The sequence below is a fragment of the Streptomyces sp. NBC_01288 genome (assembly GCF_035982055.1).
Lineage (GTDB): Bacteria > Actinomycetota > Actinomycetes > Streptomycetales > Streptomycetaceae > Streptomyces.
The window spans coordinates 7,840,683-7,864,892 of record NZ_CP108427.1 but is presented as its reverse complement, the minus strand read 5'-3'; the positions used below and the strand labels follow the sequence as shown (position 1 = coordinate 7,864,892).

Sequence of the window (24,210 nt, the reverse complement as noted above, 5' to 3'; positions counted from 1 at the left end):
GGGGGTCAATGGCGCTGGCGGCGGGCGTACTTGTCCGTCGCCGCCACCAGCGCCTCCGCGACGCCCGGCGCGCTCGCGTTGTGCCCGGCCTCGTCCACGACCACCAACTCGCTGCCGGGCCAGGCGTGATGGAGTCGCCAGACGACACCGAGGAGATTGCCGAGGTCGAGGCTGCCCTGGACGAGGGTGCCGGGGATGTCCTTGAGGAGGGGCGCGTCCCGCAGCACGACGCCCTCCTCGTTTCCCTCTCCCAGGAAGTGGTCCTTGCCGAAGTAGTGCGTGACGGTCCGGGCGAAGCACATCCTGAACTCCGGGTGCTCGTACCGCTTTTCGGAGCGCGGAGGAGCCGGGACGATCGCCGTCTCCCAGTCCGTCCAGGCACGTGCGGCCCGCTCCCGCACCGCCCGGTCAGGCGATTCGATGAGCCGGTGGTAGGCCGCGGCGAGGTTCCCTTCCCGTTCCGCGACGGGGAGTTCACCGACGAACGCCTCGAACGCCTCCGGGAAGAGCTTGCCAAGTCCCCTGGTCAGCAAGGCCACTTCAGGATTCGACCCGGTGGCGACACAGGTAAGCACCAGCTCCGACACCGCACTTGGATGCGTCTGCGCGTACCGCAGCCCGAGCACCGACCCCCACGACGCACCCCACACCAGCCACCGTTCGATCCCCAACTCCCGCCGCAGCAGCTCCAGATCGGCGATGAGGTGGGCCGTCGTGTTCACGCTCATGTCGGTGTCGTACGCGCTCGCGTGCGGTGTGGAGCGTCCGCACCCGCGCTGGTCGAGCAGCACGATCCGGTAGGCGGCGGGGTCGAAGTACCGCCGGGGGTAAGGGGAACAGCCCGACCCCGGGCCGCCGTGCAGCACGACCGCGGGCTTGCCGCGCGGGTTTCCGCAGGTCTCCCAATAGACGTGGTTGCCGTCGCCGACATCCAGCATGCCGTGGTCGTACGGTTCGATCTCCGGATACAGGCCCATCCCGCGACCCTAACCTCGCTACGGTTGCGGCGACTCCGACTCGCTACGGCGTGGTCGGCAGCCCCGCCGCCCCGGCCGCCGTGCGCAGGACGTCCCGCAGCATCGCGGGGGTGAGTTTGCCGGTGAAGGTGTTGCGCTGGCTGACGTGGAAGCAGCCGAAGAGGTCGAGGCCGTCGAGGGAGACCCGGGCGCCGTGCCCGAACGCGGGCCGTGGGCGCGGGACTTGCCAGCCCGCCGCCGCGAACGCGGGCAGCGCCGCCTGCCAGCCGAAGGCGCCGAGGACGACGACGGTCCTCAACGTCGGTCGCAGCAGGGTGAGTTCCTCGACCAGCCAGGAACGGCAGGTGTCGCGTTCCTCGGGAGTGGGCTTGTTGGCGGGCGGGGCGCAGCGCACCGGCGAGGTGATGCGCACGCCGTACAGTTCCAGGCCGTCGTCGGCGCTCACGGCGGTCGGCTGCGAGGCGAGGCCGATGTCGTACAGGGCCTCGTACAGGACGTCCCCGGAGCGGTCGCCGGTGAACATGCGGCCGGTGCGGTTGGCGCCGTGCGCGGCCGGGGCGAGGCCGATGATCAGAAGCGACGCGTCGGCGGGGCCGAAGCCGGGTACCGGGCGACCCCAGTACGTCCAGTCGGCGAAGGCGGCGCGTTTGGTGCGAGCGACCTCCTCGCGCCAGGCGACCAGGCGGGGGCAGGCCCGGCAACCGGTGATCCGGTGGTCGAGGTCGGACAGGTTCATCCCCTCACCGTACGGTCCAGGTGAGGATCACGACGGCTCACGTGAAGACCGCGCCGAACGCCACGAACCCGCAGATCATCAGGAACAGCAGCGCCAGCAACGGCCATACGAACCGCAGGTACTTGTCGTAGCCGACCTTCGCCAGCGCCACCCCGCCGATGGTGACGGCGGTCGTCGGTACCCACAGGTTCATCCAGCCGCTGGCTGCCTGCCAGGCGGTGACGACGACCGCGCGGGAGACGCCGGCGAAGTCGGCGAGCGGGGCGAGGATCGGCATGGCGAGGGTCGCGTGGCCGGAGGTGGACGGGATCAGGAAGGCGAGCGGCAGGTTCACGACGAAGACGATGATCGCGAAGACGCCGGACGAGGTGCCCTTCACGATGCCCTCGATGGAGTGCAGCACCGTGTCCGTGATCTTCGAGTTGTTCATGATGACGGTGACCCCGCGGGCCAGCACGATCACCAGGGCCGGCGAGATGAAGTCGGCGGCACCCTGGATGATCATCGAGCTGAGCTTCTGCTCGCCCATCCGCGCCACCAGCCCGATCAGCACGGCCGCGCACAGGAACAGCGCCGCCAACTGCGGGAAGGACCAGCCGAGTTCGAAGCCGTACGGTTTCGCGTCCGCGTCGCCGGTGAGCGCGCTCGCCCAGGGCACCACCGAGAAGATCATGAAGGCGAAGACCAGGCCCATGGTGACCAGAACCGCCTTGTGGAGCCCGGTGAGTTGGGGTTCCTCGGCGGATTCCGGGACGTCCTCCTGGTTGTTGTCCCGGTCGCCGGGCAGGAACCCGGTGATCGACCGCTCGGGGTTCCGCCGCACACGGCGCGCGTACCGGGTGACGTACGCCACCGTCACCGCCGTCAGCACCACCCACATCACGAACCGCAGCACGATGCCGTCGCCGAGCGAGATGTCCGCGGCGGAGGAGGCGACGCCGGTCGCGAAGGGGTTCACCGTCGAGCAGAGCACGCCGATCCCGGCGCCGAGGATGATCGTGCCGACGGCGACCATCCGGTCGTAGCCGAGGGCCAGCATCAGCGGCACGATCAGGCCGTAGAAACCGAGGGTCTCCTCGGCGAAGCCCTCGACGGTGCCGAGGATCGAGAAGACGACCATGATCCCGGCGATGAGCAACGCGCCGCGCTCGCGCAGCCGGTGGGCGAGCCGGCCGATGCCCCGGTCGAGGGCGCCGGTCGCGAACACCACGGTGATGAACGCCCCGATGGCGAGCACGAACAGGAACACGCCCGCGCTGCCGTACAGTTCACCGGCCAGATCGGGTCCGACCTGGCCGGTCTTCTCGTCCTGGACGCCGTAGAGGCCGTTGACGGGCGCGAGGAACAGGTCGTTGAGCCGGTCGACGAAGCTCTGGCCGGAGTCGACGCGGTGGTAAGTGCCTTGGATCGGGGCGCCGGAGGCGTTGCGGTCGTACTGCCCGGACGGGACGAGGAACGCGAGCAGCCACACGGCGATCGTGACGACCGCGAGGACGGTCAGCGCGCTGGGGAAGGTGAACTTCGGCTTGTGCGGCGGCTGTTCGGTGGTCTGCCGACTGTCGGTGGTACTCATACGCCCGCCGCCCCACCCTGACTCCGGCTCCGGCTCCGGAAGTCGGCCGCGTATCGCTCGACGAACGCGCACATCGCGACGACCGTGTTCCGCAACTCCGAGAACAACACCCGCTCGTCGGGCGCATGCAGATTGCACATGCTGTCCTGCGCGCCGAACAGCAGCACCTCGGCGTCGGGCGCGGCCCGCGCGAGCCCGTTGACCAGCGGGATCGAACCTCCCGTCGCGACATACGACGGCTCGGCACCCCACGCCTCCTTGAGCGCGGCGCGCGCGGCACGGTAGGCGGGCCCGCCGGTCGAGGCCTCGTAACCGGGGCCGGTGTCGCCCGGGGTGACAGTGAGCGAAACACCAAAGGGCGTAAGCGAGTTGAGGTGATCGACAAGCCGCGCCTGTGCCTCGTGGGGATCCTGGAGCGGGTGAAAACGGAGGTTCAGCTTGGCACGCGCATACGGCACGACCGCCGAGGCCGCGTGATCGACACCGGGCGCGTCCAGCCCGACGACGGTGATCGCCGGCCCGCTCCAGAGCCGCTCACCGAGACTCCCGCCACCGATGAGCGGAACCCCGTCGCACACGCCCGCCAACTCGCGGAACTCCTCCTCCGTGTACGACGCCCCGCCCCACTCCTCCCGCCGCAACCCCTCCACGGCGACATCACCACGCACGTCATGCAGAGTGGCAAGAGCCTTGAGCAGCACAAGCAGCGCGTCGGGGGCAGCACCGCCGAACTCCCCACTGTGCCGCGGCTCTTGAAGAGTCCGAACCTCTACGACCACCTCGGCCGCCCCGCGCAGTCCGGTGGTCAGGGTCGGGGTGCCGGGGCGCAGATTGCCGAGGTCGGCGATGACCATGGCATCGCAGGCGAAGCGCTCGGCGTCGGTCGGCGGGTAGGTGTCGAAGGGGCTGCCGTACTCCTCCTGCCCCTCGAACACGATCTTCACCCCGACCGGCGGCCGCCCCTCGTACGTCCGCAGCATCCCGAGGTGCGCGATCACGTTCGACTTGTCGTCCGCGATCCCGCGCGCCCTCAACCCGCCTTCCACGGGCGTCGGTTCAAAGGGCGGCGAGTGCCACAACTCCTCGTCGCCGGGCGGCTGGACGTCGTAGTGCGAGTAGAGGAGAACGGTCGGGGCGTCGGGGTCCGGCGGCGGAATCTCCGCGAAGATCACCGGCGCGGTGTCGGGCAGATCGATCCGCTCGACGCGCTCGACACCGGCCCCGCGCAACAAGCCGACGAGCAGATCGTGCGCTTCCTGCACCGGCTCGGGCGGAAACCCGGGAAATGCCACGGAGGGAATCGCGGCGAGCCGCACGAGGTCGGCCTGGAGCCCGTCCATCAACGCGTCGACCTTCGCTGCCATGTCGTGCACGACCGACCCCTCGTCTCTACGCCGACTGCGGCCGCTACGACCTCTACGACCTCGGGAAACAGCCTCTGCGGTACGGGGTAGGGGTGCATCCGGGGTGGGCCAGGGGGGTGCTGGACGGGAGGTGGGGATCAGGGGGGCTCTGTAGCCTGGCGGCGCTGTATGTCGGGGGGAGCTGACCGTGGAGAACATCCTGGCCGTGGCCATCGGGGCCGTCATCGGGCTCATGGGGGCGGTGTTCGGTTCGTGGTTCACCGCGCGCCGACAGGACCGCATGTGGCTCCGCGAGCAGAAGCTCAAAGCCGGGATCGGCTTCAACACGGCGGTAGTTCAGCTGCTGGACCACCTGAAGGACACCCGGCTGAGTGACGACGGTCCCGGAGCCAACGAGTTGGCGAACCAGATGCAGGAAGCACGCTCGGCCCTCTACCTGCTCTGTGCCGACGACACCGTCGATCTCGCCGACGCTCTCGCGCGCCGGGTCTGGAGCACCCGGCCCACCGACGACAGGGACGACCGCCGGGCCGAGTTCCGCGAGACGCTGGACCTCCTGCGCCGCTTCACCCATCAGCTCCGGCAGGAGATCGCCAGGCCATAGCCCCGTCGGATCACCGGGCGGACCGGGGGTGGGACTGCGGGTTCAAGGCCGCGGGGCCAGGGCTGCGGGTCCGGTGCCGCAGGCCGCGGGCCTCGTCTGAGGAGCAGCGCCGGGGAGATGAGCGCCGGGCGGGAGAGTCCGCGAGTCGAGGGATGAAGACGCAGGTCAAGGGCGGGAAGCCGCAGGCTGGGGGCGGGGGGCACAGGTCCGGGTCCGGGTCCGGGTCCGGGTCCGGGTCCGGGTCCGGGTCCGGGTCCGGGTCCGGGTCCGGGTCCGGGTCCGGAGCGAGGCCGGAACCGGAGCGGGAGCCCAGTGTCGGGGACGAGGCCACGCGCCGGGCCGCAGGCCAGGGCTTGAACCGGGCCGGAGCCGAGGCTGGAACCCGGGCCGGAACCGAACCTGGAGCCAGGGCCAGAACCCGAGCCTGGAACCCGGGCCAGAACCCGAGCCTGGAACCCGGGCCCGAACCGAACCTGGAACCCGGGCCCGAACCGAACCTGGAACCCGGGCCGAAACCCGGGCCCGAGCCAAGGCTGAAACCGGAGCTGGAACCCGGGCCGGAGATGAGACTGGAACCCGAGCCGGAACCGGAACCGTGGCCACACGCCGGAACCGGAGTCGCAGCCGCAGCCGTGCCCCCACGCCGGAGTCAGGGCCAGAGCCCGCAAGCCCGGCGTAGCAAGGAGCCTCCGTGTTCAGGTCCGCGGCCGAAACCCGCCGGAGCCGCCCACCCCGGGGTACTAAAGTCGAGGCATGGCTTCCGAGGGTGCGGACGAGACCGACGGCGACAACGGAACCGGCGCGACCACGACGAGCCGGAACACCGACGCGCCCCAGAGCCCCGCGACTGAGCCACAGAGCGACGCCGTGGCCGCCGCTAGGGCGGCCGGTCCCGCCAACGGTGCGGGCGTCCGCGTCGACAGTTGGATCTGGTCCGTCCGCCTGGTCAAGACCCGTTCCATGGGTGCCGCCGCCTGCAAGGGCGGCCACGTCCGTGTCAACGGTGAGCGGGTGAAGCCCGCCCACTCCGTCCACGTCGGCGACGAGGTGCGCCTCCGGCACGAGGGCCGCGAGCGCGTCGTCATCGTGAAGCAGGTCATCCGCAAACGCGTCGGCCCTCCGGTCGCCGCCCAGTGCTACATGGACAACTCCCCGCCGCCCCCGCCCCGCGAGGCCGTCGCCCCGGCCGGCATCCGCGACCGCGGCACCGGCCGTCCCACCAAACGCGACCGCCGCGACATGGAACGCCTGCGCGGCACCCCCGGCGCCGGCCTCGACCCCGCCGCCGCTCCCGACACCCACCGGGACCGGGACACCCGCCGCGACGCACGCCGCGGTACCCGCCGCGACCCACAACGGTGACAACCGGCCCCAGGCCCGCTACCACCGTTCCCGACATCCCCCGCCACCGCGATACACACCGCGACCCGCAACGGTGACATCCGGCCCGGGCCCCTCGGCCCACCGGACGCCACCGTCACCCCGTGCTCAGCGGCAGCCCAGGCCGTCGCTGTCAGCCGTACCGCACTGATCACGCCCGTCGTCGTACCACTCGCAGCAACTCCGTGTTCTGCCCCCGCCGTGCCCAGGCGATCAGGGCGAGCGGGATGATCAGGATCAGCGGTGTCGCCGCGTTCTCTCCGTGGAACACGGTCATCTGCACGACGAACGCACCCACCATCAGCGCACTGAGCGCCGTCGCCGCCACCGACTGCAACATCGGGACCAACAGCCCGACCGCACCGGCCAGTTCGAGCGCGCCGATGGTGTACATGGCCCCGCTCCCCCAGCCGATCTTGTCGAAGGACTCCACGGCCGACGAGTTCGCGATCAGCTTGGGCAGCGCACTCGCGACGCCGTAGAACAGAGCGAGCAGCACCTGGAGGGCGCGCAGCGCGATCCGGGCACGGCGACCGCGGGTGGTCGCGGACTCGGCGACGACGGTGCGGGAGGTGGCGGACGCGGCGGAGGCTACGGAAGCGGTGGTCTCGGACATGAGGTTCTCCTGTGGGAAGCGGTGGGAGCGCCGGTAAGCGGTCCGTGTTGCTGTCACAGGGGTAGACCGGCCCTCGCCCTCGAACTCATCGCCGCCGCACGGGATTTCCTCCGCTAGTCCGCTGCCGCTCCCTCTTCTTCGGCTGTCGCCGCCACCGCCCTCACCCATATCCGGTCCGGTGTCAGATAGCTGTCCACCTTCAGTCCCGCCTCCGCCAGCGCCTCCTCGAACTGGTCCTTCGTCAACGGCCGGGACAGGAACGTCTGGGTCCAGACCGCGTCCGGGAACACATACTCCGCGTGCACCGAGTCGACCCCGTCCCCGACCGGCTCCGCCGACACCATCCGCACGGTGAAGCCACCGGGGTCAACCCGCTCGCGCGGCAGGTTCGTGTGGTAGTCCTCGCCCTCCCGTTGGATCAGCACGCAGCCGCCCGGCGCGACATGCCGTACGCAGGTCCGCAGCAGTCCGCGCCGCACCTCGACGTCCCCGGCGTGCACCAGGAACGAAGCGAGCATCACCACGTCGAACGTCTCGCCCAGATCGAGGTGTTCGACCGGGCTGCATATCGTGCGCGCCCCATGGACGCGTTCCAGCATCTCGGCGGATTCGTCGACCGCCGTGACCGTGAACCCGCGCTCCAGGAGGGGGTGGGTCATCCGCCCCACCCCGCTGCCCAGCTCCAGGATGCGCGCACCCGCCGGCACGGCCGCGGCGATGATGTCCGGCTCCTGGTCGATCGACAGCCGCGAGTACAGCTCGACCGCGCAGCCGTCCGGGGTGATCGCCCCGGGTCCTGTCCCCTCGTACCCTTCACGCATTTCGATTCGCATGCCCGTCCAACGGATCGCGTCCGCACGCCCGTTCCCGACTCGCACTGGTTCACCCGTACGAGTCAATTCCCTTCGGGCAGGCAACTGTTGGCGCCTGTGAGAGGTCGGAGCCGCGCCGGGATCAGAGCGGGAACCACCCGTGCCCGAGGTACCAGTGCCCGCCCGCCCGCAGATGATCCCCGACAGCGCGCTCCACGGACGTCCGCCGCGGCAGACTCTCCGCCGCCTGATCGGGATGGCCGAAGACGAACTGGACGGGCTCGGTGTCGGCGGGCTCCGTGTCCTCGCGGATCACTCGGAACCGTTCCTGGAAGCGGACGATGTTGGAGTCGGCGGAGAGGTACCGCTTCAACTGCGGGTCGAGCAGCCAGGAATGGCAGGTCGCGACCTCGTGACGCTCCTCGGGGAAGTACCGGGCGAAGAACGCGCGGGCCGACTCCAGCGAGCGGTCGCAGGCGGCCGGGGTGAGCGGCCCGGAGTAGTCGGGGATGTGCAGGTTCAGGCAGGGCGTCCCCGGCTCCGCATCGAGCCCCGCCTCCGTGAGCGCCTGCGCACTGCGTTCACCGAGCCGCGCCCGCTCGAACTGGAGCCGCCCCAGCTGGTACAACTCGCCGCGGAAGTGCGGGACGAGCCACTGCGGGAACGGCAGCCCTGCCTCGCCGAACCGTCTGTGGTGCACCGCGATGTTGCGCCCCAGGTCGGCGAGGGTGTGCCGGGAGACGCCGGCGGGGATGCCGCGTTCGCGGTGGTACGCGCGCGTGTAGGGCAGCGCGGCGACGAACACGTACACGGGGAAGCAGGCGCCGATCTCGGGCGGGGCCTCGGGCAGCCGGGCCAGGAGCAGTTCGGTGAGGCGGGTCCAGTGGCCGTGCTCCCCGATGTCCTTCACCAGCTCGCCGACGCACTCCTCCAGGAGCCGCGTCGCGTCGGTGTCCCGCGTCAACACCCGGCGCAGTCGCACCAGTTCGTTGATGTCCTCATGGGGTACGGCGAGGTCGAGCAGGACCTCGGGCAGTTCGTCGGCGTCCGGCAGCACGGTGCGCTTCCCCTCCCTGTGGAGCCCTGTGGAGCCCTGTGGAGCCCTGTGGAGAACGTCCGAGCCGAAGAGTACGTTGGAACGAGGAGCAGGTGATCCCGATGCGTACAGGCAGTGAGCCGACGACGGCGCGCAGTCCGCTGCGGACGCGGTTCTGGCTGAGCGTGTGGGGGCTGGTCTGGACGGTCTTCGGCACGATCGCGTTCGCGCTCGCCGGGCGGCCGGGGTGGGCGGCGGCGTGCGCGGTGCTGTGGCTGATCGTCACGATCGACATGGCCATGATCCTCAGGCACATGCGCCAGGGTCCGCACTACCAGCCGGGCCCGGACGTCCCGCCGTACCGGCCCCCGGAGCACCGCCACCCCTGACCGGCAGAAGCGTGCCCCGTAGGCGTGCCCTCACAGGTGCACGCCTACGGGTGTGTGCCTACCCGTCGAAGCGGGCCGCCTTCAGGTACTGCGGCTTCGGGTCGAGCGCGGCGGCCAGCCGGAAGTGGCGCTTGGCCTGGTCGGCGCGGCCCTGTCGCTCGTAGGTGCGGGCGAGCGCGAAGTGCGCGAAGGCGTTGTCCGGCTCGCGCTCCAGGACGATGGTGAACTCCAGCTCGGCTGGGCGCAGTTGCGCGGCCGCGAAGAAGGCACGCGCGCGCAGCAGACGCGCGGCCGTGTTCTCCGGGTGCGCGCCGATGACGCGGTCGAGCAGCTTCACCGCGCCCCGTGGGTCCCGCGCGTCGAGCAGTTGCTCGGCGGCGCGGAAGTCGATGACATGCGTCTCCGGAGTACGTCCGGTCGTTCCGCTGTTCTCGGGCACGGCAAAGTCCTTCCCTCACTAGGACGTTTCAACGCCCGGAGAAAGGGCCGCTATTCCTGGGGTGGCTGTTGGGGCGCGTGCGCCCTGCGCACGAGTTCGGCCCATACGTCCTGTACGCGCCGCTCCAGCGCCTCCAGGGGTACGTCGTTGTCGATGACCATGTCCGCGATGGCGAGCCGCTTCTCGCGCGTCGCCTGGGCGGCCATACGCGCGCGTGCGTCGTCCTCGGTCATCCCCCGCAGCCGGACCAGCCGGTCGAGCTGTGTCTCGGGGCTCGCGTCAACAACGATCACCAGGTCGTACAGCGCGGCGAGGGCGTTCTCGGCGAGGAGGGGGACGTCGTGGATCACTACGGAGTCGTCGGCCGCGGCGGTTTCCAGTTCGCGGGAGCGCCTGCCGACCAGGGGGTGGACGATCTCGTTGAGCACGGCCAGCTTCTCGGGGTCGGCGAAGACGATGGAGCCCAGTTTCGGCCGGTCCAGGCCGCCGTCCTCGCCGAGCACGTCCTCCCCGAAGGCCTCGACGACCGCCGCGAGCCCGGGAGTTCCGGGCGCGACGACCTCGCGCGCGATGCGGTCGGCGTCGATCAGCACGGCGCCGTACCCCACGAGCAGCCGCGACACTTCACTCTTACCGGCACCGATGCCCCCGGTGAGGCCGACCTTCAGCATGGACCGAAGCCTACGGCCTGTTACTGACAGGGCACGCGGTGACCGGCGGTGACCCGGTGATCGTCGGCCACCACCCGGGACCGGGCCCGGGGACAGGCCCTAGCTGTCGCCCTCGCGCTCCGCCAGGAAGCGCTCGAACTCCTGCCCGATCTCGTCCGCCGACGGGATCTCGACCGGCTCGGCGAGCATGTTTCCGCGGCTCTCGGCGCCCGCGGCGGCGTCGTACTGGTGCTCCAGGCCCTGGACGAGCGCCACGAGTTCCTCGTCGCCCTCCTGGATCTGGCGGTCGATCTCGGTCTGGGTGCGGTGGGCCTCGGTGCGCAGGGCGTGCGCGATGCCCGGGAGGACCAGTCCGGTGCCCGCCGTGATGGCCTCCAGGACGGTCAGGGCCGCGTCCGGGTACGGGGAGCGGGCGATGTAGTGCGGGACGTGCGCGGCGACGCCCAGGACGTCGTGACCGGCCTCCATGAGGCGGTACTCGACGAGCGCCTCGGCGCTGCCGGGGACCTGCGCCTCGTCGAAGGGGCTGCGGTGCCCCGGGACGAGGTCGTTGCGGTTGCCGTGCGGGGTGACGCCCACGGGGCGGGTGTGCGGGACGCCCATGGGGATGCCGTGGAAGTTCACGGACAGCCGGACGCCGAGCCGCTCCACGATCTGCTGGACGGCCGCGGCGAAGCGCTCCCACTCCACGTCCGGCTCGGGGCCGGAGAGGAGCAGGAAGGGGGCTCCGGTGGCGTCCTGGACCAGTCGTACGTCCAGGGTGGGCTCTTCGTAGTCGGTCCAGCGGTCCCGCTTGAAGGTGAGCAGCGGACGGCGGGCCCGGTAGTCGACGAGCCGGTCGTGGTCGAAGCTGGCCACGAGCTGGTGGGGCAACGTATCGAGCAGACGTTCGACGATCTGGTCGCCTGTCTCGCCCGCGTCGATGTATCCGTCGAAGTGGTAGAGCATGACAAGACCGGCCGACTCCTGTGCGAGCGCCATGTCGACGACTGCCAGGCCCTTCGGCTCCCATGCGTACAAACCCTGCGGATCAAGCACAGTGACCGCTCCTCCTCGTGTTCGTACTGCACAACGCCCTCCAGGGCATGGGCATTCCCGCCCATGCCCCTGATCAGGCACCTCTTACGGGCTTTTCATGCACCGCTCCCCTGTGTCACCGGGAGAGTGTCCACGTCACGAGGACAGCACGCGCGCGTGGAGTGCGGTCACGGCCTTGCGGGCGGAGGAGAACGCGCCGTGCTGCCAGGCGTCGGTGTAGCTGAGCCAGTCGCCGGCGAAGTAGACGCGTCCGGTGGGGTCGTTGAGCGGCTTGTAGCGGACGTCGTCGGGGCCGCCCGGGGTGTCGTGCCACGCGGCCTCCAGGTGGGGCGTCTGACGCCAGTGGTGGGAGAAGGACGATGCCAGTTCGCTGCGGTACTTCTCCCCGTAGATCTTCACGCCCGCGGCCACCGCCCGCTCTTCCCGCCCCTTGGGGCTGAGCTTCGCGTAGGAGTCCGCGTTGTCGTCGTAGTTGTAGTACCCGATCAGGACGCCCCGCTCACCGTGGAATCCGTATGAAGGGTGCCAGATGTGGGTGACGTCCTGGTCGGTCTCGGTGATACCGCCGTAGATCCGGTGATCCAGCTCCCACCAACGGGACTTGTACTCCAGGCCGATCTTCGCGGCGGACGACGGGGTGATCGCCTCCAGCGCGGTCTGGACGCCGGTGCCGAGGTTGTGCGGGATCTGGGCGAGGATGTTGGGCGGCAGGGCGCCGACGCAGTAGTCGGCCTCGATCACCTTCGTACGGCCGCCCTGGGTGTAAGTGACGGAAACACCACTCCCCTTGTCCGTGATTTTCGAGACGGCCGCTCCCGTACGGATGCGATGCGCGCCGATCGCCCGGGTCAGGGCCTTCGGTATCTGGTCCATGCCGCCGACCGGCTGGAACATCAACATGGCCTGGTCGAAGCCGAATTCGAAGGAGAAGTAGCGGCCGACACCGCTGGCGAGGACCTCGGAGGCGGTGGGCACGTCCCCGAGCAGCACACCAGGAGTGCCCGCGGCGGCCGGAATGGTCGAGTACCCGCGGAAGTCACCGCCCTCATAGGTGAGTTTGTCCCCGAGCCCTCCCCAACCCTTGAGGAACTCGACGAGCCGCTCCTGGTCGGTGGCGGTCAACTCCTTGTCCAGGGCGCCCTTGTCCGTGGCCTTGGCGAGCAACTCCGAGACGTAGCCGTAGACATCGGCCTTGGCGGTGCGGTAGCGCTCGGGCTTGGTCATGCCGCTGGACTCGTTGTAGATGTACGCGTCCGCGTTGACGTTGGTGAACACCTGGATGGGGACACCGAGTTCACGGCAGTAGTCAAGGGTGACCATCCACTGCGGGATCCGCGCGGGGCCGCAGTTCATGTAGTGGCCGTCGGCGAAGCGGGCGGTCTGCCGGTTGCCGTAGAGGTCGGTCGTGGTGTCGCCGCCGCGGACGGTGAAGTTGCGGCCGCCGGTACGGTCCCTGGCCTCCAGGATCGTACAGTCGTAGCCGGCCTTGCCCAGTTCGTACGCCGTGGTCAGTCCGGCGATGCCACCGCCGACGATGACGACCTTGGCCGCGCCGCGTCCGGTGAGATGGAAGTCGCCGGCGCTCAGAGCACGGAAGGGCTGTTCCCGCTGGGCGGCCTGCGCGGTGGGGGCGAGTCCGAGGGCCCCCATGGTGGCGAACATCGTGCCCGCGCCACCGGTGAGGCCCACGTTCCGCAGAAATGCACGTCGGCTCTGGTTCCTTGCCATGGTCCGGCTCCCCTTCTCCGATCATGAATGACCGAGGCAGGGTCCCAACAGCCGGTTACGGCACGGCAGTTACTGATGTATCCCACAAGTTTCTGCAAGCCCGAGGAAACGCGCCCCTTCAGGGACGCGTGCCGAAGGGGCGCGGGGAACTGCGCGACCAGCCACAACGGACCGGCAGCCGTATGACGACCGTCCGCGCACACGACTGAGGGGCCGCACCTCGAAAGGTACGACCCCTCAGTCAAGAGCTACTGCTCAGTGATCAGCTCTGGCCGCCGGCCAGCTTCTCACGCAGGGCGGCAAGCGCCTCGTCGGACGCCAGGGCGCCAGAGGTGTCCGCACCCTCGGAGGAGTACGAACCGCCACCGCCGCCGCCACCGCTGGCCGCGGCCGGAGCCGCACCCGCCGTGTCGACACCCTCGGCCGCCGCCTGGGCGTCGGCCTCGCGGGACTTGATGACCTGCGCCTGGTGCTGCTCGAAGCGCTGCTGCGCCTCGGCGTACTGGGTCTCCCACACCTCGCGCTGGGATTCGAAACCTTCGAGCCAGTCGTTGGTCTCGGGGTCGAAGCCCTCGGGGTAGATGTAGTTGCCCTGGTCGTCGTACGACGCGGCCATGCCGTACAGCGTCGGGTCGAAGTCGACCGAGGCCGGGTCGGCACCGAAGGCCTCGTTGGCCTGCTTCAGCGAGAGGCTGATGCGACGACGCTCAAGGTCGATGTCGATGACCTTGACGAAGATCTCGTCGTTGACCTGGACGACCTGCTCCGGGATCTCCACGTGGCGCTCGGCCAGCTCGGAGATGTGCACCAGACCCTCGATGCCCTCGTCCACGCGGACGAACGCACCGAACGGAACCAGCTTCGTGACCTTTCCGGGCACGACCTGGCCGATCTGGTGGGTGCGGGCGAACTGCTGCCACGGGTCTTCCTGGGTCGCCTTCAGCGACAGGGAGACGCGCTCGCGGTCCATGTCGACGTCGAGGACCTCGACGGTGACTTCCTGGCCGACCTCGACAACCTCGGAGGGGTGGTCGATGTGCTTCCAGGACAGCTCGGAGACGTGGACCAGACCGTCGACGCCACCCAGGTCCACGAAGGCACCGAAGTTGACGATCGAGGAGACCACACCGGAACGGACCTGACCCTTCTGGAGGGTCGTGAGGAACGTCTGGCGGACCTCGGACTGGGTCTGCTCCAGCCAGGCACGGCGGGACAGGACCACGTTGTTGCGGTTCTTGTCCAGCTCGATGATCTTGGCCTCGAGCTCCTTGCCCACGTAGGGCTGGAGGTCGCGGACACGGCGCATCTCGACGAGAGAAGCCGGCAGGAAGCCACGGAGGCCGATGTCGAGGATGAGACCACCCTTGACGACCTCAATGACGGTACCGGTGACGATGCCGTCCTCTTCCTTGATCTTCTCGATGGTGCCCCACGCGCGCTCGTACTGTGCGCGCTTCTTCGAGAGGATCAGGCGGCCTTCCTTGTCCTCCTTCTGGAGAACAAGGGCTTCGATCTCGTCGCCGACCTTGACGACCTCGTTCGGGTCGACGTCGTGCTTGATCGAGAGCTCGCGGCTCGGGATGACACCTTCGGTCTTGTAACCGATGTCGAGGAGAACCTCGTCCCGGTCAACCTTGACGATGACGCCATCGACGATGTCACCATCGTTGAAGTACTTGATCGTCTCGTCGATCGCGGCGAGGAATGCTTCCTCGTCACCGATGTCGTTGACCGCAACCTGCGGGGTGGTGGCGGTGGTCTCGGTGCTGCTCGTCATGTGGGAAAGGGCTCCGGTACGGACATTGAAGTCGTAGGTACTGCTCACGCCGAGAGCCGTTTTCGCTTCGCTCTGCAGAAGGCCGGACAGCCAAGGAAGCGCCAGTCCGGAACACCAGGGTGTCCGGTTGGCGCCTCGAAAACCGAGGGGTCATACATACAGATGCGAGCGCAACCTGCTACGTCTGAGGTGCGCAGGCCCGCAGCGCAACTTGTAGCATACGGGGGCAGCCAGGCAGGGTCAATGCGCGAAGGCGCACACCCGGGGCGGATCGCCGCATACCCGGCACAAAACGTGTCCCGCGAGGCCACGCAGGCCTGAACCACCCCTTCAGTGACGCCGCCGGGGACAGCCGCACCGTAGAGGTGACGGAAGAGTACGACGAGGGAGCCGATCATCCAAGAGCCCGATGCGTTCGAGCCGGAAGCCACCCGACGTGACGCGGACGTCACCGAGAGTTCCCGGGCCAACCGGGGCTGGTGGGACCGGAACGCGGACGACTACCAGGTCGAACACGGCACGTTCCTCGGCGACGACCGCTTCGTGTGGGGCCCCGAGGGCCTCGACGAGGTGGAGGCCGAACTGCTCGGCCCGCCCGAGGAACTGAAGGGCAAGGACGTCCTGGAGATCGGCGCCGGCGCGGCCCAGTGCTCGCGCTGGCTGACCGCCCAGGGAGCCCGCCCGGTCGCCCTGGACCTCTCCCACCGCCAGCTCCAGCACGCGCTGCGGATCGGCGGATCGTTCCCTCTGGTGTGCGCCGACGCGGGCGCGCTGCCCTTCGCGGACAACTCCTTCGACCTGGCCTGCTCGGCGTACGGGGCGCTGCCGTTCGTCGCCGACCCGGTGCTGGTGCTGCGCGAGGTGCGCCGGGTGCTGCGGCCCGGCGGCCGGTTCGTCTTCTCGACCACGCACCCGATCCGCTGGGCCTTCCCCGACGAGCCGGGCCCCGAGGGCCTCACGGTCTCCGCCTCGTACTTCGACCGCACGCCGTACGTCGAGCAGGCCGACAACGGCAGCGCGGTCTACGTGGAGCACCACCGGACGATCGGTGACCGCGTCCGGGACATCGTGGCGGCGGACCTTCGCCTGGTGGACCTGGTCGAGCCGGAGTGGCCGTCCTGGAACACGGCCGAGTGGGGCGGCTGGTCGCCCCTGCGCGGCAACCTCATCCCCGGGACGACGATCTTCGTGTGCGAACGCGACCGCGAGAACAGCTGAAGGGAACGGCGGGCACGCGCGCGTAGAGGTCGTTCCGCACGGCGTACGACACTGGGGTCGTGATCCGCTACGACGCCCTCGACGCGCTGCCCGTCCGCAGTGCCCTGCCCGGACTCGACGCCGCCCTGGAGGCGGGCGGTGCGGCCGTGCTCGTCGCGCCGCCCGGCACCGGCAAGACGACGCTGGCGCCACTCGCGCTGGCCGGGCTGCTCGGCGAAGGGCCCGCGCGGCGGGTGGTCGTCGCCGAGCCGCGGCGGATCGCGGCGCGGGCGGCGGCCCGGCGCATGGCGTGGCTGCTGGGCGAGAAGGTCGGCGAGAGCGTCGGCTACACCGTGCGCGGCGAGCGGGTCGTCGGACGGCACGCACGCGTGGAGGTCGTCACGACCGGCGTGCTGCTCCAACGGCTGCAACGCGACCAGGAGTTGACCGGCGTCGACGCCGTGATCCTGGACGAGTGCCACGAACGGCACCTCGACGCGGACACGGTGGCCGCCTTCCTGGTCGACGTACGGGAGGCCCTGCGGCCCGAGTTGCGTCTGGTCGCGGCGTCCGCGACCACCGACGCGCAGGGCTGGGCCCGGCTGTTGGGCGGTGCGCCGGTGGTCGAGGCGGAGGGTGTCGCGTACCCGGTGGAGGTGGTGTGGACGCCTCCGGTACGTCCCGTACGACCGCCGCACGGGATGCGGGTGGACCCGGCGCTGCTCACGCATGTGGCGGCGACGGTGCGGCGGGCGCTGGGCGAGCGGGACGGGGACGTGCTGTGTTTTCTGCCCGGGGTCGGGGAGATCGCGCGCGTGGCCGGGCAGTTGGGCGATCTGGGCGGGGCCGAGGTGCTCCAGGTGCACGGGCGGGCACCGGCCGCCGTACAGGACGCGGTGTTGTCCCCGGGGGCGCGGCGGCGGGTCGTGCTCGCGACGTCCGTGGCGGAGTCCTCGCTGACGATTCCCGGTGTACGGGTGGTCGTCGACTCGGGCTTGGCTCGGGAGCCGCGAGTGGATCACGCGCGCGGGCTGAGCGCGTTGGCGACGGTACGGGCGTCGCAGGCGGCCGGACGGCAGCGGGCGGGGCGTGCCGGGCGTGAGGCACCCGGGGCCGTGTACCGGTGTTGGGCCGAGGCCGAGGATTCCCGCCTGCCGCGTTTTCCGGCGCCGGAGATCAAGGTGGCCGACCTGACGGCGTTCGCGCTTCAAGCGGCGTGCTGGGGGGATCCTGGGGCGTCGGGGCTGGCGTTGCTGGATGCGCCTCCCTCCGGGGCGATGGCGGCGGCTCGGGGTGTTCTGGCGGCCGTGGGTGCCGTCGACTCGGGTGGGCGGGCTACCTCACGGGGTGTGCAGCTGGCTCGGCTGGGTCTGCATCCTCGGCTGGGGCGGGCCTTGTTGGACTCGGGTCCGGCCGGCGCCGAGGTTGTCGCGCTGCTCAGTGAGGAGGCGCCGCGGGCTTACGGGGATGATCTTGCAGGGGCTTTGCGGAGTGCCCGGCGTGGAGGGGACGCCTATGCCGGACGGTGGCGTGCGGAGGTTCGGCGGCTACGGTCCGTGGGAGGGGAGATTTCCCACCAACCCACCCGAAACCCCGCACCGATGAAGGTGAACGTCGAGGCTTCGCCAGGTGTCGTAAGTGACGACGCGCTCGTCGGACTCGTCGCCGCCCTCGCCTACCCCGAACGTGTCGCCAAGGCCGACGGCGGTTCCTACCTCCTCGTCTCCGGCACCCGTGCCGAAGTCGGTGACGCCAGCGCCTTGCGCGGGGCGCCCTGGATCGCCGTCGCCGTGGCGGACCGACCGATCGGCAAAGGGCACGCACGCGTGCAGCTCGGGGCCGTGGTCGACGAGGACGCCGCCCGGTTCGCGGCCGGGGCGCTGCTCAGCGAGGTGGACGAGGTCCACTGGGCCGGCGGAGATGTCGTGGCCCGGCGCGTCGAGCGGCTCGGGGCCGTCGAGTTGGCGGTGCGGCCTCTGAAGAACGCCGACCCCGTTGCCGTACGGGATGCGCTTGTTGAAGGGCTGCGGCAGGAGGGGTTCGGGCTGTTGCGGTGGTCCGCCGATGCTCAAGTGTTGCGGCAGCGGCTGGCGTTCCTGCACCTGAATGTCGGGGAGCCCTGGCCCGATGTGTCCGACGAGGCGCTGCACGCGCGCGTGGACGAGTGGTTGGAGCCGGAGTTGGGGCGGGCGCGGCGGCGGGGGGATCTGGGGCGGATCGAGGCGGGGCAGGGGTTGCGGCGGTTGTTGCCGTGGGCCTCGGGGGACGCGGGGCGGTTGGACGAGTTGGCTCCGGAGCGGTTCCTCGTGCCGAGCGGGTCCAGAGTTCGGATCGACTACGGGAATCCCGAACAGCCCGTGCTCGCCGTCAAGTTGCAGGAGATGTTCGGGCTTCACGAGTCGCCGACCGTCGCCGGGGTGCCCGTGCTCGTGCATCTGCTGTCCCCCGCCGGGCACCCCGCCGCCGTCACGGCCGATCTCGCGTCCTTCTGGAAGGACGGCTACAAGGGCGTGCGGGCCGAGTTGCGGGGGCGTTATCCGAAGCATCCGTGGCCCGAGGATCCGGCTGCCGCCGAGGCCACGCGGTTCACGAACGCACGGCTCAGGCGTTGACCGGCTCCGGTTCGTGGACCTCCGTGGGGGCGGGGTCTCCTGGGCGCCTGCTGCGGGCCTCCAGGTAGAGGGAGAGCGCCAGCAGGAGGAGGCCGAGGGTCAGGAAGCCCCAGGGGAGGTAGGAGACCATCAGCAGGACGAGGGTGCGGTTGGACTTCACCAGGGCGACGGTGTGCTTGATGTAGTCCTCGCGCATCTTCACGTCACCGGCGAACGCCGTCACCTTGTCCCGGCCCCCCAGGAGAGTGCCGCCCCGCAGCTCCTCCTTGTGGATCTCCTCGCCGTAGACCGGTGCTCCGGTGACGGGTTCGACCCAGAACTTGCGGACCGTGGTGTACCAGCGGGTGGTTCCCGTCTTGGCGACGGACTCCGGGGTGATGCCCTTCACGGGCATGGTCCTGGGGAAGGGGACCTTGGTCCAGGGGATGGTCTGCTCGAAGTAGTAGACCTTGACGCCTCGGAAGTTCTGGGTGCCCTTGTAGTGGATGGGGTTGGTGGTGCGGGTCTGCGCGTCGAAGTACTCGTAGTCCCGCTTCTGGGTCAGGAACGGCCACTTGAACTCGATGCCGTCCCGTTTCACCGGGTCGCCGTCGACCATCTCGCCGGTGGCGTGGACGGGGTCCTGGGTGTGCGCGTCGAAGATGTAGCGCTCGGGGATGGAGGAGACCATCTTGCCGTCGGGGCCCTGGACGTAGGACAGGCCGTCCCAGACGACGACGTCGCGGCCGGCCGTCTTGTCGATCTTCTTGGCGGCCTCCACGTCGCCCTTGAGGGTCTGCACGATGGTGACCTTGGGGACCGTCTTGGCCTGCATGGTGCCGTAGTCGAGGAGGGTGGCGTTCTTCGCCTCCAGGACCATGTCCTGGTACTGGTTCGCCGGGATCTTGGCCAGGCGCGGGAAGGCGTACCAGCGCAGCAGCGGGGACAGCGCCGTGAAGAACACGGCGAGGGCGAGCAGGATCAGGCTGGCCTTGCGGCGCATCTCGGCCTCCTTCCCAGGGAGTTAAACGCTTGCGCAATCGTTTACGGGTGCGCGGGCACCGTCGTCAGCAGCGGTTTCGGGGAGGTCTTGCCCATCGGTGAGCCCATCGCGGTGACGGTCAGGACCAGCGCGAACGCGAGCACGAGTCCGGTCGCGGCGGCGATCAGGGCGCGCATGCCGGGCCTCCCGACAGACAGAAACCGAATGGATTCAGGAACTGATAGGTCGTCAGGTCCGGCACCGTAGCAACGCACGGGCGAGATGAGAACACGTTGCACACACGACAAAAGCGCCCGCCCGCCGAAGCGGAGGGGCGCCCTCGTCCTACGGTCGCGCAGCCGGACTACGCGCTCGGCGACGCGGACGGGCTCGGGCTCGCGCTCGGGCTGGACGACGAGGTGTCGGCCGCCGCCACGGTCAGTTCGACCGTGAGGGTCGCGCCGCCCGTCGTGGTGATCCGGAGCAGGAAGGTGCCGGTGGTGTCGTCGGCGTACAGCTTCGGCAGCTTGAGCAGGCCGTCGGCGTCCGTGGCCAGGCCCGTGAGGGTGCGTACGGTCTTGCCGTCCGCGTCCTTGAAGTAGGGGCCCTTGTCGTTCTCGGTGGCGTCGTCGGCGGCCTTGATGAGGGTCGCGGTGGCGGCGACCTTGTCGGCGACCGCGCCGTCGTTCGTGGCCTTCACCTCGACCTGGTCGGCGAACTCCCCGCCCGGGGTGCAGGTCAGCGCCGTGGTGCTGGTGCGGACCAGGGTGTCGGCGACGCGGGGCGTGACGCTGGCCGTGTAGTCGAGACCGGCGATCGTACGGCCGACGACGGTCGCGCGGACGGTGAAGTCACCGGTGGTCTCGCCGGCTTGGAGGGCGGGGGCGACGGCCACACCGGAGGCGTTGGTGGTGACCGCGGCTACCTTCTCGCCGCCGACGAACGTGGCGTCGGTGGTCCCGACGATCGTGAACCGGATCCTGACCTTGCCGACAGCCTTGCCGGCCGAGGTCTCGGCGCTGGTGCTGATCTTCTTGCTGAACTGGTCGCCCGCCATCGCGGTGAGCTTCGCCGTGCCCGCGTCCGCCAGCTTGGCCACCGTGTCGGTGGGGGTCGGCGTGGGCGTCGGGGTGCCCGGCGTGGAGGGGGTCGTCGGGGTCGTCGGAGTGCTCGGCGTGGAGGGGCTCGTCGGGGTGCTCGGAGTCGACGACGAGGGCGGAGTCGTAGGACTGGACGGGGAGTTGTCGTCGCTGCGGCCCGACGGCACGGTGCCCGTGCCGTCCGGGACCGAGTGGGTGCCCTTGCGGTAGTACTCCAGCCAGGACAGGACCGTGTTCAGGTAGTCCGTCGAGTTGTTGTAGCTGAGGATCGCGCTGCGCAGGCCCGCGTCGGTCGACAGGTTCCAGTCGTTGCGGCAGAGGTAGTGGCCGGCGGCGAGCGCGGCGTCGTAGACGTTGTTGGGGTCCTTGACCCCGTCACCGTTGCCGTCGCGTCCCGCCCAGGCCCAGGTGGACGGGATGAACTGCATGGGTCCGACGGCCTGGTCGTACGTGCTGTTGCCGTCGTACAGGCCGTGGTCGGTGTCCTTGATGAGCGCGAAGCCGTTGCCGTCGAGCGCAGGGCCGAGGATCTTGGAGGTCGTGGTGCCGTCGGCGTCGACCTGGCCGCCGCGGGCCTGGCCGGACTCCACCTTGCCGATGGCGGCGAGGAGTTGCCAGGGCAGGTTGCAGCCGGGCTTGGAGGAGGCGAGTTCGGTCTCGGCCTTCTTGTAGGCGTCGAGGATGGTCGCCGGGATGCCGGCCTCGGCCTCGCCGACCGAGACCGGGGTCCCTATGGAGGGCGACTGGCTGTCGCTCGGGCTCGGGTTGGGGCTGCTCAGGGGCGGGAGGTCCGTGTAGTACGGCGAGTCTCCGGTGGCGCTGTGGTCGGTGCTCCCGTCGGGCGTCGCCTGGCCGGTGGCGAGCGTTCTGTGGCCGCCGGTCACCGCCGGAGCCTGGGACGCGGACAGTGCCGCGACCGCTGCCGCGGCCACCGCCGTCGTCGCCGCACCCTTGCGCAGCCGCCTGCCGAAATGCGCCGTCATGGAGTGAACCCCTCCCAGGGACGCCCGAGCGCCCGTCCTTGTCTGTTGCCTCTGCGCCTGTTGTGACGGTCGACCCGCCTCGCAGGTTGCCCTCGTGGTGCTTTTCGGATGGTGTGTACTTCTGTTCCGGTGCCTCCGCCCGCCCGTGCTCCCCTGCGCGGGGACCCAGGCGACCCTACGACAACTTGCTTTGCACGGGCACCCGTTCGTGACCGTTATTCACCGCCTGGCCATATGCCGATGTCTCCTACGGGGAGCCCTGTTGCCGTTCACTTTGAGTCATGCCGCCGCCGTACTGCCCGCCGTGCGCGGCGACGGGAGGGGGCGCGGCCGTCTCGTACCGGCGGTGCTGGTGGCGGGTTCCTTCGCTCCCGACATGACGTACTACGCGGCGAGCGCGGTCCCCGGGGCGATGGAGTTCGGGGAGGTCACGCACTCCTTCCGGGGCGTCTTCACGGTCGACGTCGCGATCACCTGGGCGACGGTCGGGCTGTGGCTGCTCCTGCGCGAACCCCTGGTGGCCCTGCTCCCGCGCGCCCGTCAGCCCCGGACGGCGACCCTGTCGCGCTGCGGCGCTCCACGCGCGCGTGCGACCCCGTCACTGGCCGCGTGGTGGTACGTCTCCGCGGTCCTCGGCGGCCTGACCCACGTCGTGTGGGACGCGTTCACGCACCACGACCGGTGGGGCGTACGGCTGTTCCCCGTCCTCGACCGGGAGTTGGGCGGCCGGCCTCTGTTCTCGGCCCTCCAGTACGGTAGTTCGGCGCTCGGCGCGCTGCTGATCACCGCGTTCGTGGTGCGTGCGCTACGACGGGTTCCGGCCGCCGAGCCGGTGGGGGTACCCGTGCTGTCGGTACGGGACCGGTGGGTGGCCGGGATCGTCCTGGCCGCCTGCGCCCTGATCGCGGCAACGGAACGGGCATCGACCTGGTGGGCCTACTGGGGTTCGACGGCAACCCCCTGGGACCTGATCCCGACCGTGTGCTTCGGCGCGGGGGCGGGACTGGTGCTGGGCGTGCTGCTGTACGCGGCCGGTGTCCGCGTGTGGCGTCCGGCGACGACCGGGGTGCCTGGCGACCCGGACGGGGTCAGCGCGGGGCGGAGCCGCCGGGCCGGCTCACGCTGAGCACGGTAACCCGGAGATCACGCGGAGGGCCGAGGGGCGGCGCGAGGCGACACGGTCACGCGGAGCCGTCCGGCGGGGTCGCGATGAACACCGTCATGGTGTGCGCGGCGGGTGACCTCGGGAGGCGGCTGAGGACGAGGTCCAGGTAGCTGCGCCCCAGGTCGGCCCAGAGCCGCAGGACGGGGGTGCCGGTGGGGGTGATGGCGGGTCCCTGGGGGTGTCTGGCTTGTTCCCGGGGGTCTACGTCCGTGTCGTCCCGACGCGTCAGGCGGCGCCGAAGGCCTGCGGCCGTGTGCTGGACGGCCATCGCGAGGTCGGCGGGAATGCGGGCGGTGCTTGCGCCGACCGCGAGGGCCGGGACCGGCGGGCGGGGCGTCACCTGGGCGGCAGCGGCGTTCGCTGCCTGTATTCGGGTCCGCGCCCGACCCGTCCGGCGATGGAGCATGCGTATACCCATGCCCGCATCCTTACGGCCGTGGGGGGCGCGGGGCGCTTCCGGCGGGGCCACGCGGGTGACGGGCCCTCCGGGGGTTGGGCGGGGGCTTGTGTGGGCCGGGGGTTGGTCTTGGTGCCGGGATCGTTTCGTTGCCCTGCGGACGGCCCGGGAGGGGACGGGGCATGTGCCGACTGGGATGGGGTGCGGTGCGGTGCCCTGCGGGCCGCCCAGGAGGGGGTGTTTCGCGGGTGTGGCGCCGTGGGGGGTTAGGTTGTTTTGCAGGTGCTGCGGCGTGGGGGCTGGTCGCGCAGTTCCCCGCGCCCCTTTGGGGTGCTGGTCCTCGGGGGGGGTTGTCCTGCGGGTCGGATCGAAGTGCCCGGGGGTGACGTAGCGGGGGGGCAGTGCGGTACCGCCTGCTCTGCCGCAGTGGGTGTTCGCGGCATCGCGGCGGGGCTTTCGTGCGGGTCGGGTCAGCGAACAGAGAGGGCGGGCCGCGCCAGCGGATGTTCGCGGCATCGCGCCGGAGTGTTCGTGCGGGCCGGGTCGGAGAACCGAGGGCGGGGCAGCGTCGGTGGGCCCGTCGTGAGGGAGGGAGGCGCGAGACACGACCTGCGCCCACCACGCCACCCGGGCCGGCACATGGACGGGAGACGAC

22 protein-coding genes are annotated in these 24,210 nt (G+C 70.3%); 6 read left to right on the top strand and 16 right to left on the bottom strand.

The window, feature by feature from the left end; translation table 11 throughout:
* Positions 1–5: 5 nt before the first annotated feature.
* From pip to OG194_RS35455, 4 genes are read right to left on the bottom strand one after another with little or no spacing between them, the layout of a single operon-like run.
* On the bottom strand, positions 6–977 hold the full coding sequence (gene pip, locus OG194_RS35470) for a prolyl aminopeptidase (RefSeq protein ID WP_327404850.1): 972 nt from the start codon (positions 975–977) through the stop codon (positions 6–8).
* Between the two features lie 43 nt (positions 978–1,020).
* Positions 1,021–1,713, bottom strand: a complete 693-nt coding sequence (locus OG194_RS35465) for a uracil-DNA glycosylase (protein WP_327404849.1) — start codon at positions 1,711–1,713, stop codon at positions 1,021–1,023.
* Positions 1,714–1,750: 37 nt separating this feature from the next.
* Entirely contained in the window at positions 1,751–3,286 is a 1,536-nt protein-coding gene (locus tag OG194_RS35460) for a YfcC family protein (protein WP_327404848.1), read from the bottom strand.
* A complete protein-coding gene (locus OG194_RS35455) occupies positions 3,283–4,650 on the bottom strand; it encodes a M20/M25/M40 family metallo-hydrolase (protein ID WP_327407321.1) in 1,368 nt (455 codons plus the stop codon). The genes OG194_RS35460 and OG194_RS35455 overlap by 4 nt, the downstream gene beginning before the upstream one ends.
* Before the next feature lie 187 nt (positions 4,651–4,837).
* Here OG194_RS35455 and OG194_RS35450 point away from each other — a divergent pair, with 187 nt between their 5' ends.
* Complete coding sequence (locus OG194_RS35450) at positions 4,838–5,254, top strand: hypothetical protein (protein WP_327404847.1); 417 nt, start codon at positions 4,838–4,840, stop codon at positions 5,252–5,254.
* A 753-nt stretch (positions 5,255–6,007) separates the two neighbouring features.
* Entirely contained in the window at positions 6,008–6,616 is a 609-nt protein-coding gene (locus tag OG194_RS35445; protein WP_327404846.1) for an RNA-binding S4 domain-containing protein, read from the top strand.
* A gap of 169 nt (positions 6,617–6,785) precedes the next feature.
* Here OG194_RS35445 and OG194_RS35440 read toward each other — a convergent pair whose 3' ends face one another.
* From OG194_RS35440 to OG194_RS35430, 3 genes are all read right to left on the bottom strand, one after another.
* Complete coding sequence (locus tag OG194_RS35440) at positions 6,786–7,250, bottom strand: DoxX family protein (RefSeq protein WP_327404845.1); 465 nt, start codon at positions 7,248–7,250, stop codon at positions 6,786–6,788.
* 113 nt (positions 7,251–7,363) lie between these two features.
* Positions 7,364–8,071, bottom strand: coding sequence for a class I SAM-dependent methyltransferase (locus OG194_RS35435; RefSeq protein WP_327404844.1), 708 nt, complete (start codon positions 8,069–8,071; stop codon positions 7,364–7,366).
* A gap of 133 nt (positions 8,072–8,204) precedes the next feature.
* Positions 8,205–9,119 carry an acyltransferase domain-containing protein gene (locus OG194_RS35430; protein WP_327404843.1) on the bottom strand — a complete coding sequence of 305 codons (915 nt, stop codon included), beginning with the start codon at positions 9,117–9,119 and terminating at the stop codon, positions 8,205–8,207.
* A 101-nt stretch (positions 9,120–9,220) separates the two neighbouring features.
* Here OG194_RS35430 and OG194_RS35425 point away from each other — a divergent pair, with 101 nt between their 5' ends.
* The gene (locus OG194_RS35425; RefSeq protein ID WP_327404842.1) at positions 9,221–9,487 is read left to right on the top strand and encodes a DUF6343 family protein; all 267 of its coding nucleotides are present in this window, start codon (positions 9,221–9,223) and stop codon (positions 9,485–9,487) included.
* 58 nt (positions 9,488–9,545) lie between these two features.
* Here OG194_RS35425 and OG194_RS35420 read toward each other — a convergent pair whose 3' ends face one another.
* From OG194_RS35420 to rpsA, 5 genes are all read right to left on the bottom strand, one after another.
* Positions 9,546–9,926 carry a tetratricopeptide repeat protein gene (locus OG194_RS35420; RefSeq protein WP_327404841.1) on the bottom strand — a complete coding sequence of 127 codons (381 nt, stop codon included), beginning with the start codon at positions 9,924–9,926 and terminating at the stop codon, positions 9,546–9,548.
* A gap of 50 nt (positions 9,927–9,976) precedes the next feature.
* Positions 9,977–10,597: a dephospho-CoA kinase gene (gene coaE, locus OG194_RS35415; RefSeq protein ID WP_327404840.1), complete on the bottom strand. Its 621-nt coding sequence runs from the start codon at positions 10,595–10,597 to the stop codon at positions 9,977–9,979.
* A 99-nt stretch (positions 10,598–10,696) separates the two neighbouring features.
* Positions 10,697–11,635, bottom strand: a complete 939-nt coding sequence (locus tag OG194_RS35410) for a PAC2 family protein (RefSeq protein ID WP_327404839.1) — start codon at positions 11,633–11,635, stop codon at positions 10,697–10,699.
* Between the two features lie 135 nt (positions 11,636–11,770).
* Positions 11,771–13,363 carry a flavin monoamine oxidase family protein gene (locus OG194_RS35405; protein WP_442811675.1) on the bottom strand — a complete coding sequence of 531 codons (1,593 nt, stop codon included), beginning with the start codon at positions 13,361–13,363 and terminating at the stop codon, positions 11,771–11,773.
* A 262-nt stretch (positions 13,364–13,625) separates the two neighbouring features.
* On the bottom strand, positions 13,626–15,140 hold the full coding sequence (rpsA, locus tag OG194_RS35400) for a 30S ribosomal protein S1 (RefSeq protein ID WP_327404838.1): 1,515 nt from the start codon (positions 15,138–15,140) through the stop codon (positions 13,626–13,628).
* Between the two features lie 393 nt (positions 15,141–15,533).
* Here rpsA and OG194_RS35395 point away from each other — a divergent pair, with 393 nt between their 5' ends.
* Both OG194_RS35395 and hrpB read left to right on the top strand, forming a co-directional pair.
* Positions 15,534–16,358: a class I SAM-dependent methyltransferase gene (locus tag OG194_RS35395; protein WP_327407319.1), complete on the top strand. Its 825-nt coding sequence runs from the start codon at positions 15,534–15,536 to the stop codon at positions 16,356–16,358.
* 59 nt (positions 16,359–16,417) lie between these two features.
* Positions 16,418–18,949, top strand: coding sequence for an ATP-dependent helicase HrpB (hrpB, locus tag OG194_RS35390; RefSeq protein ID WP_327404837.1), 2,532 nt, complete (start codon positions 16,418–16,420; stop codon positions 18,947–18,949).
* On the opposite strand, the gene OG194_RS35385 is transcribed toward hrpB, so the two are convergent.
* From OG194_RS35385 to OG194_RS35375, 3 genes are all read right to left on the bottom strand, one after another.
* Positions 18,939–19,931 (bottom strand): DUF3068 domain-containing protein, encoded by a 993-nt coding sequence (locus OG194_RS35385; RefSeq protein WP_327404836.1) that lies wholly within the window; start codon positions 19,929–19,931, stop codon positions 18,939–18,941. The genes hrpB and OG194_RS35385 overlap by 11 nt on opposite strands.
* A gap of 41 nt (positions 19,932–19,972) precedes the next feature.
* Positions 19,973–20,107, bottom strand: a complete 135-nt coding sequence (locus OG194_RS35380) for an SPW_0924 family protein (RefSeq protein WP_106971750.1) — start codon at positions 20,105–20,107, stop codon at positions 19,973–19,975.
* 167 nt (positions 20,108–20,274) lie between these two features.
* Entirely contained in the window at positions 20,275–21,993 is a 1,719-nt protein-coding gene (locus OG194_RS35375) for a lytic transglycosylase domain-containing protein (protein ID WP_327404835.1), read from the bottom strand.
* A 262-nt stretch (positions 21,994–22,255) separates the two neighbouring features.
* Between OG194_RS35375 and OG194_RS35370 the strand changes: the two genes are divergently transcribed.
* Positions 22,256–23,119 (top strand): DUF4184 family protein, encoded by an 864-nt coding sequence (locus OG194_RS35370; protein ID WP_327404834.1) that lies wholly within the window; start codon positions 22,256–22,258, stop codon positions 23,117–23,119.
* A 55-nt stretch (positions 23,120–23,174) separates the two neighbouring features.
* Here the strand turns inward: OG194_RS35370 and OG194_RS35365 are convergent, their stop codons facing one another.
* Positions 23,175–23,576 (bottom strand): hypothetical protein, encoded by a 402-nt coding sequence (locus tag OG194_RS35365; protein ID WP_327404833.1) that lies wholly within the window; start codon positions 23,574–23,576, stop codon positions 23,175–23,177.
* Positions 23,577–24,210: the final 634 nt, after the last annotated feature.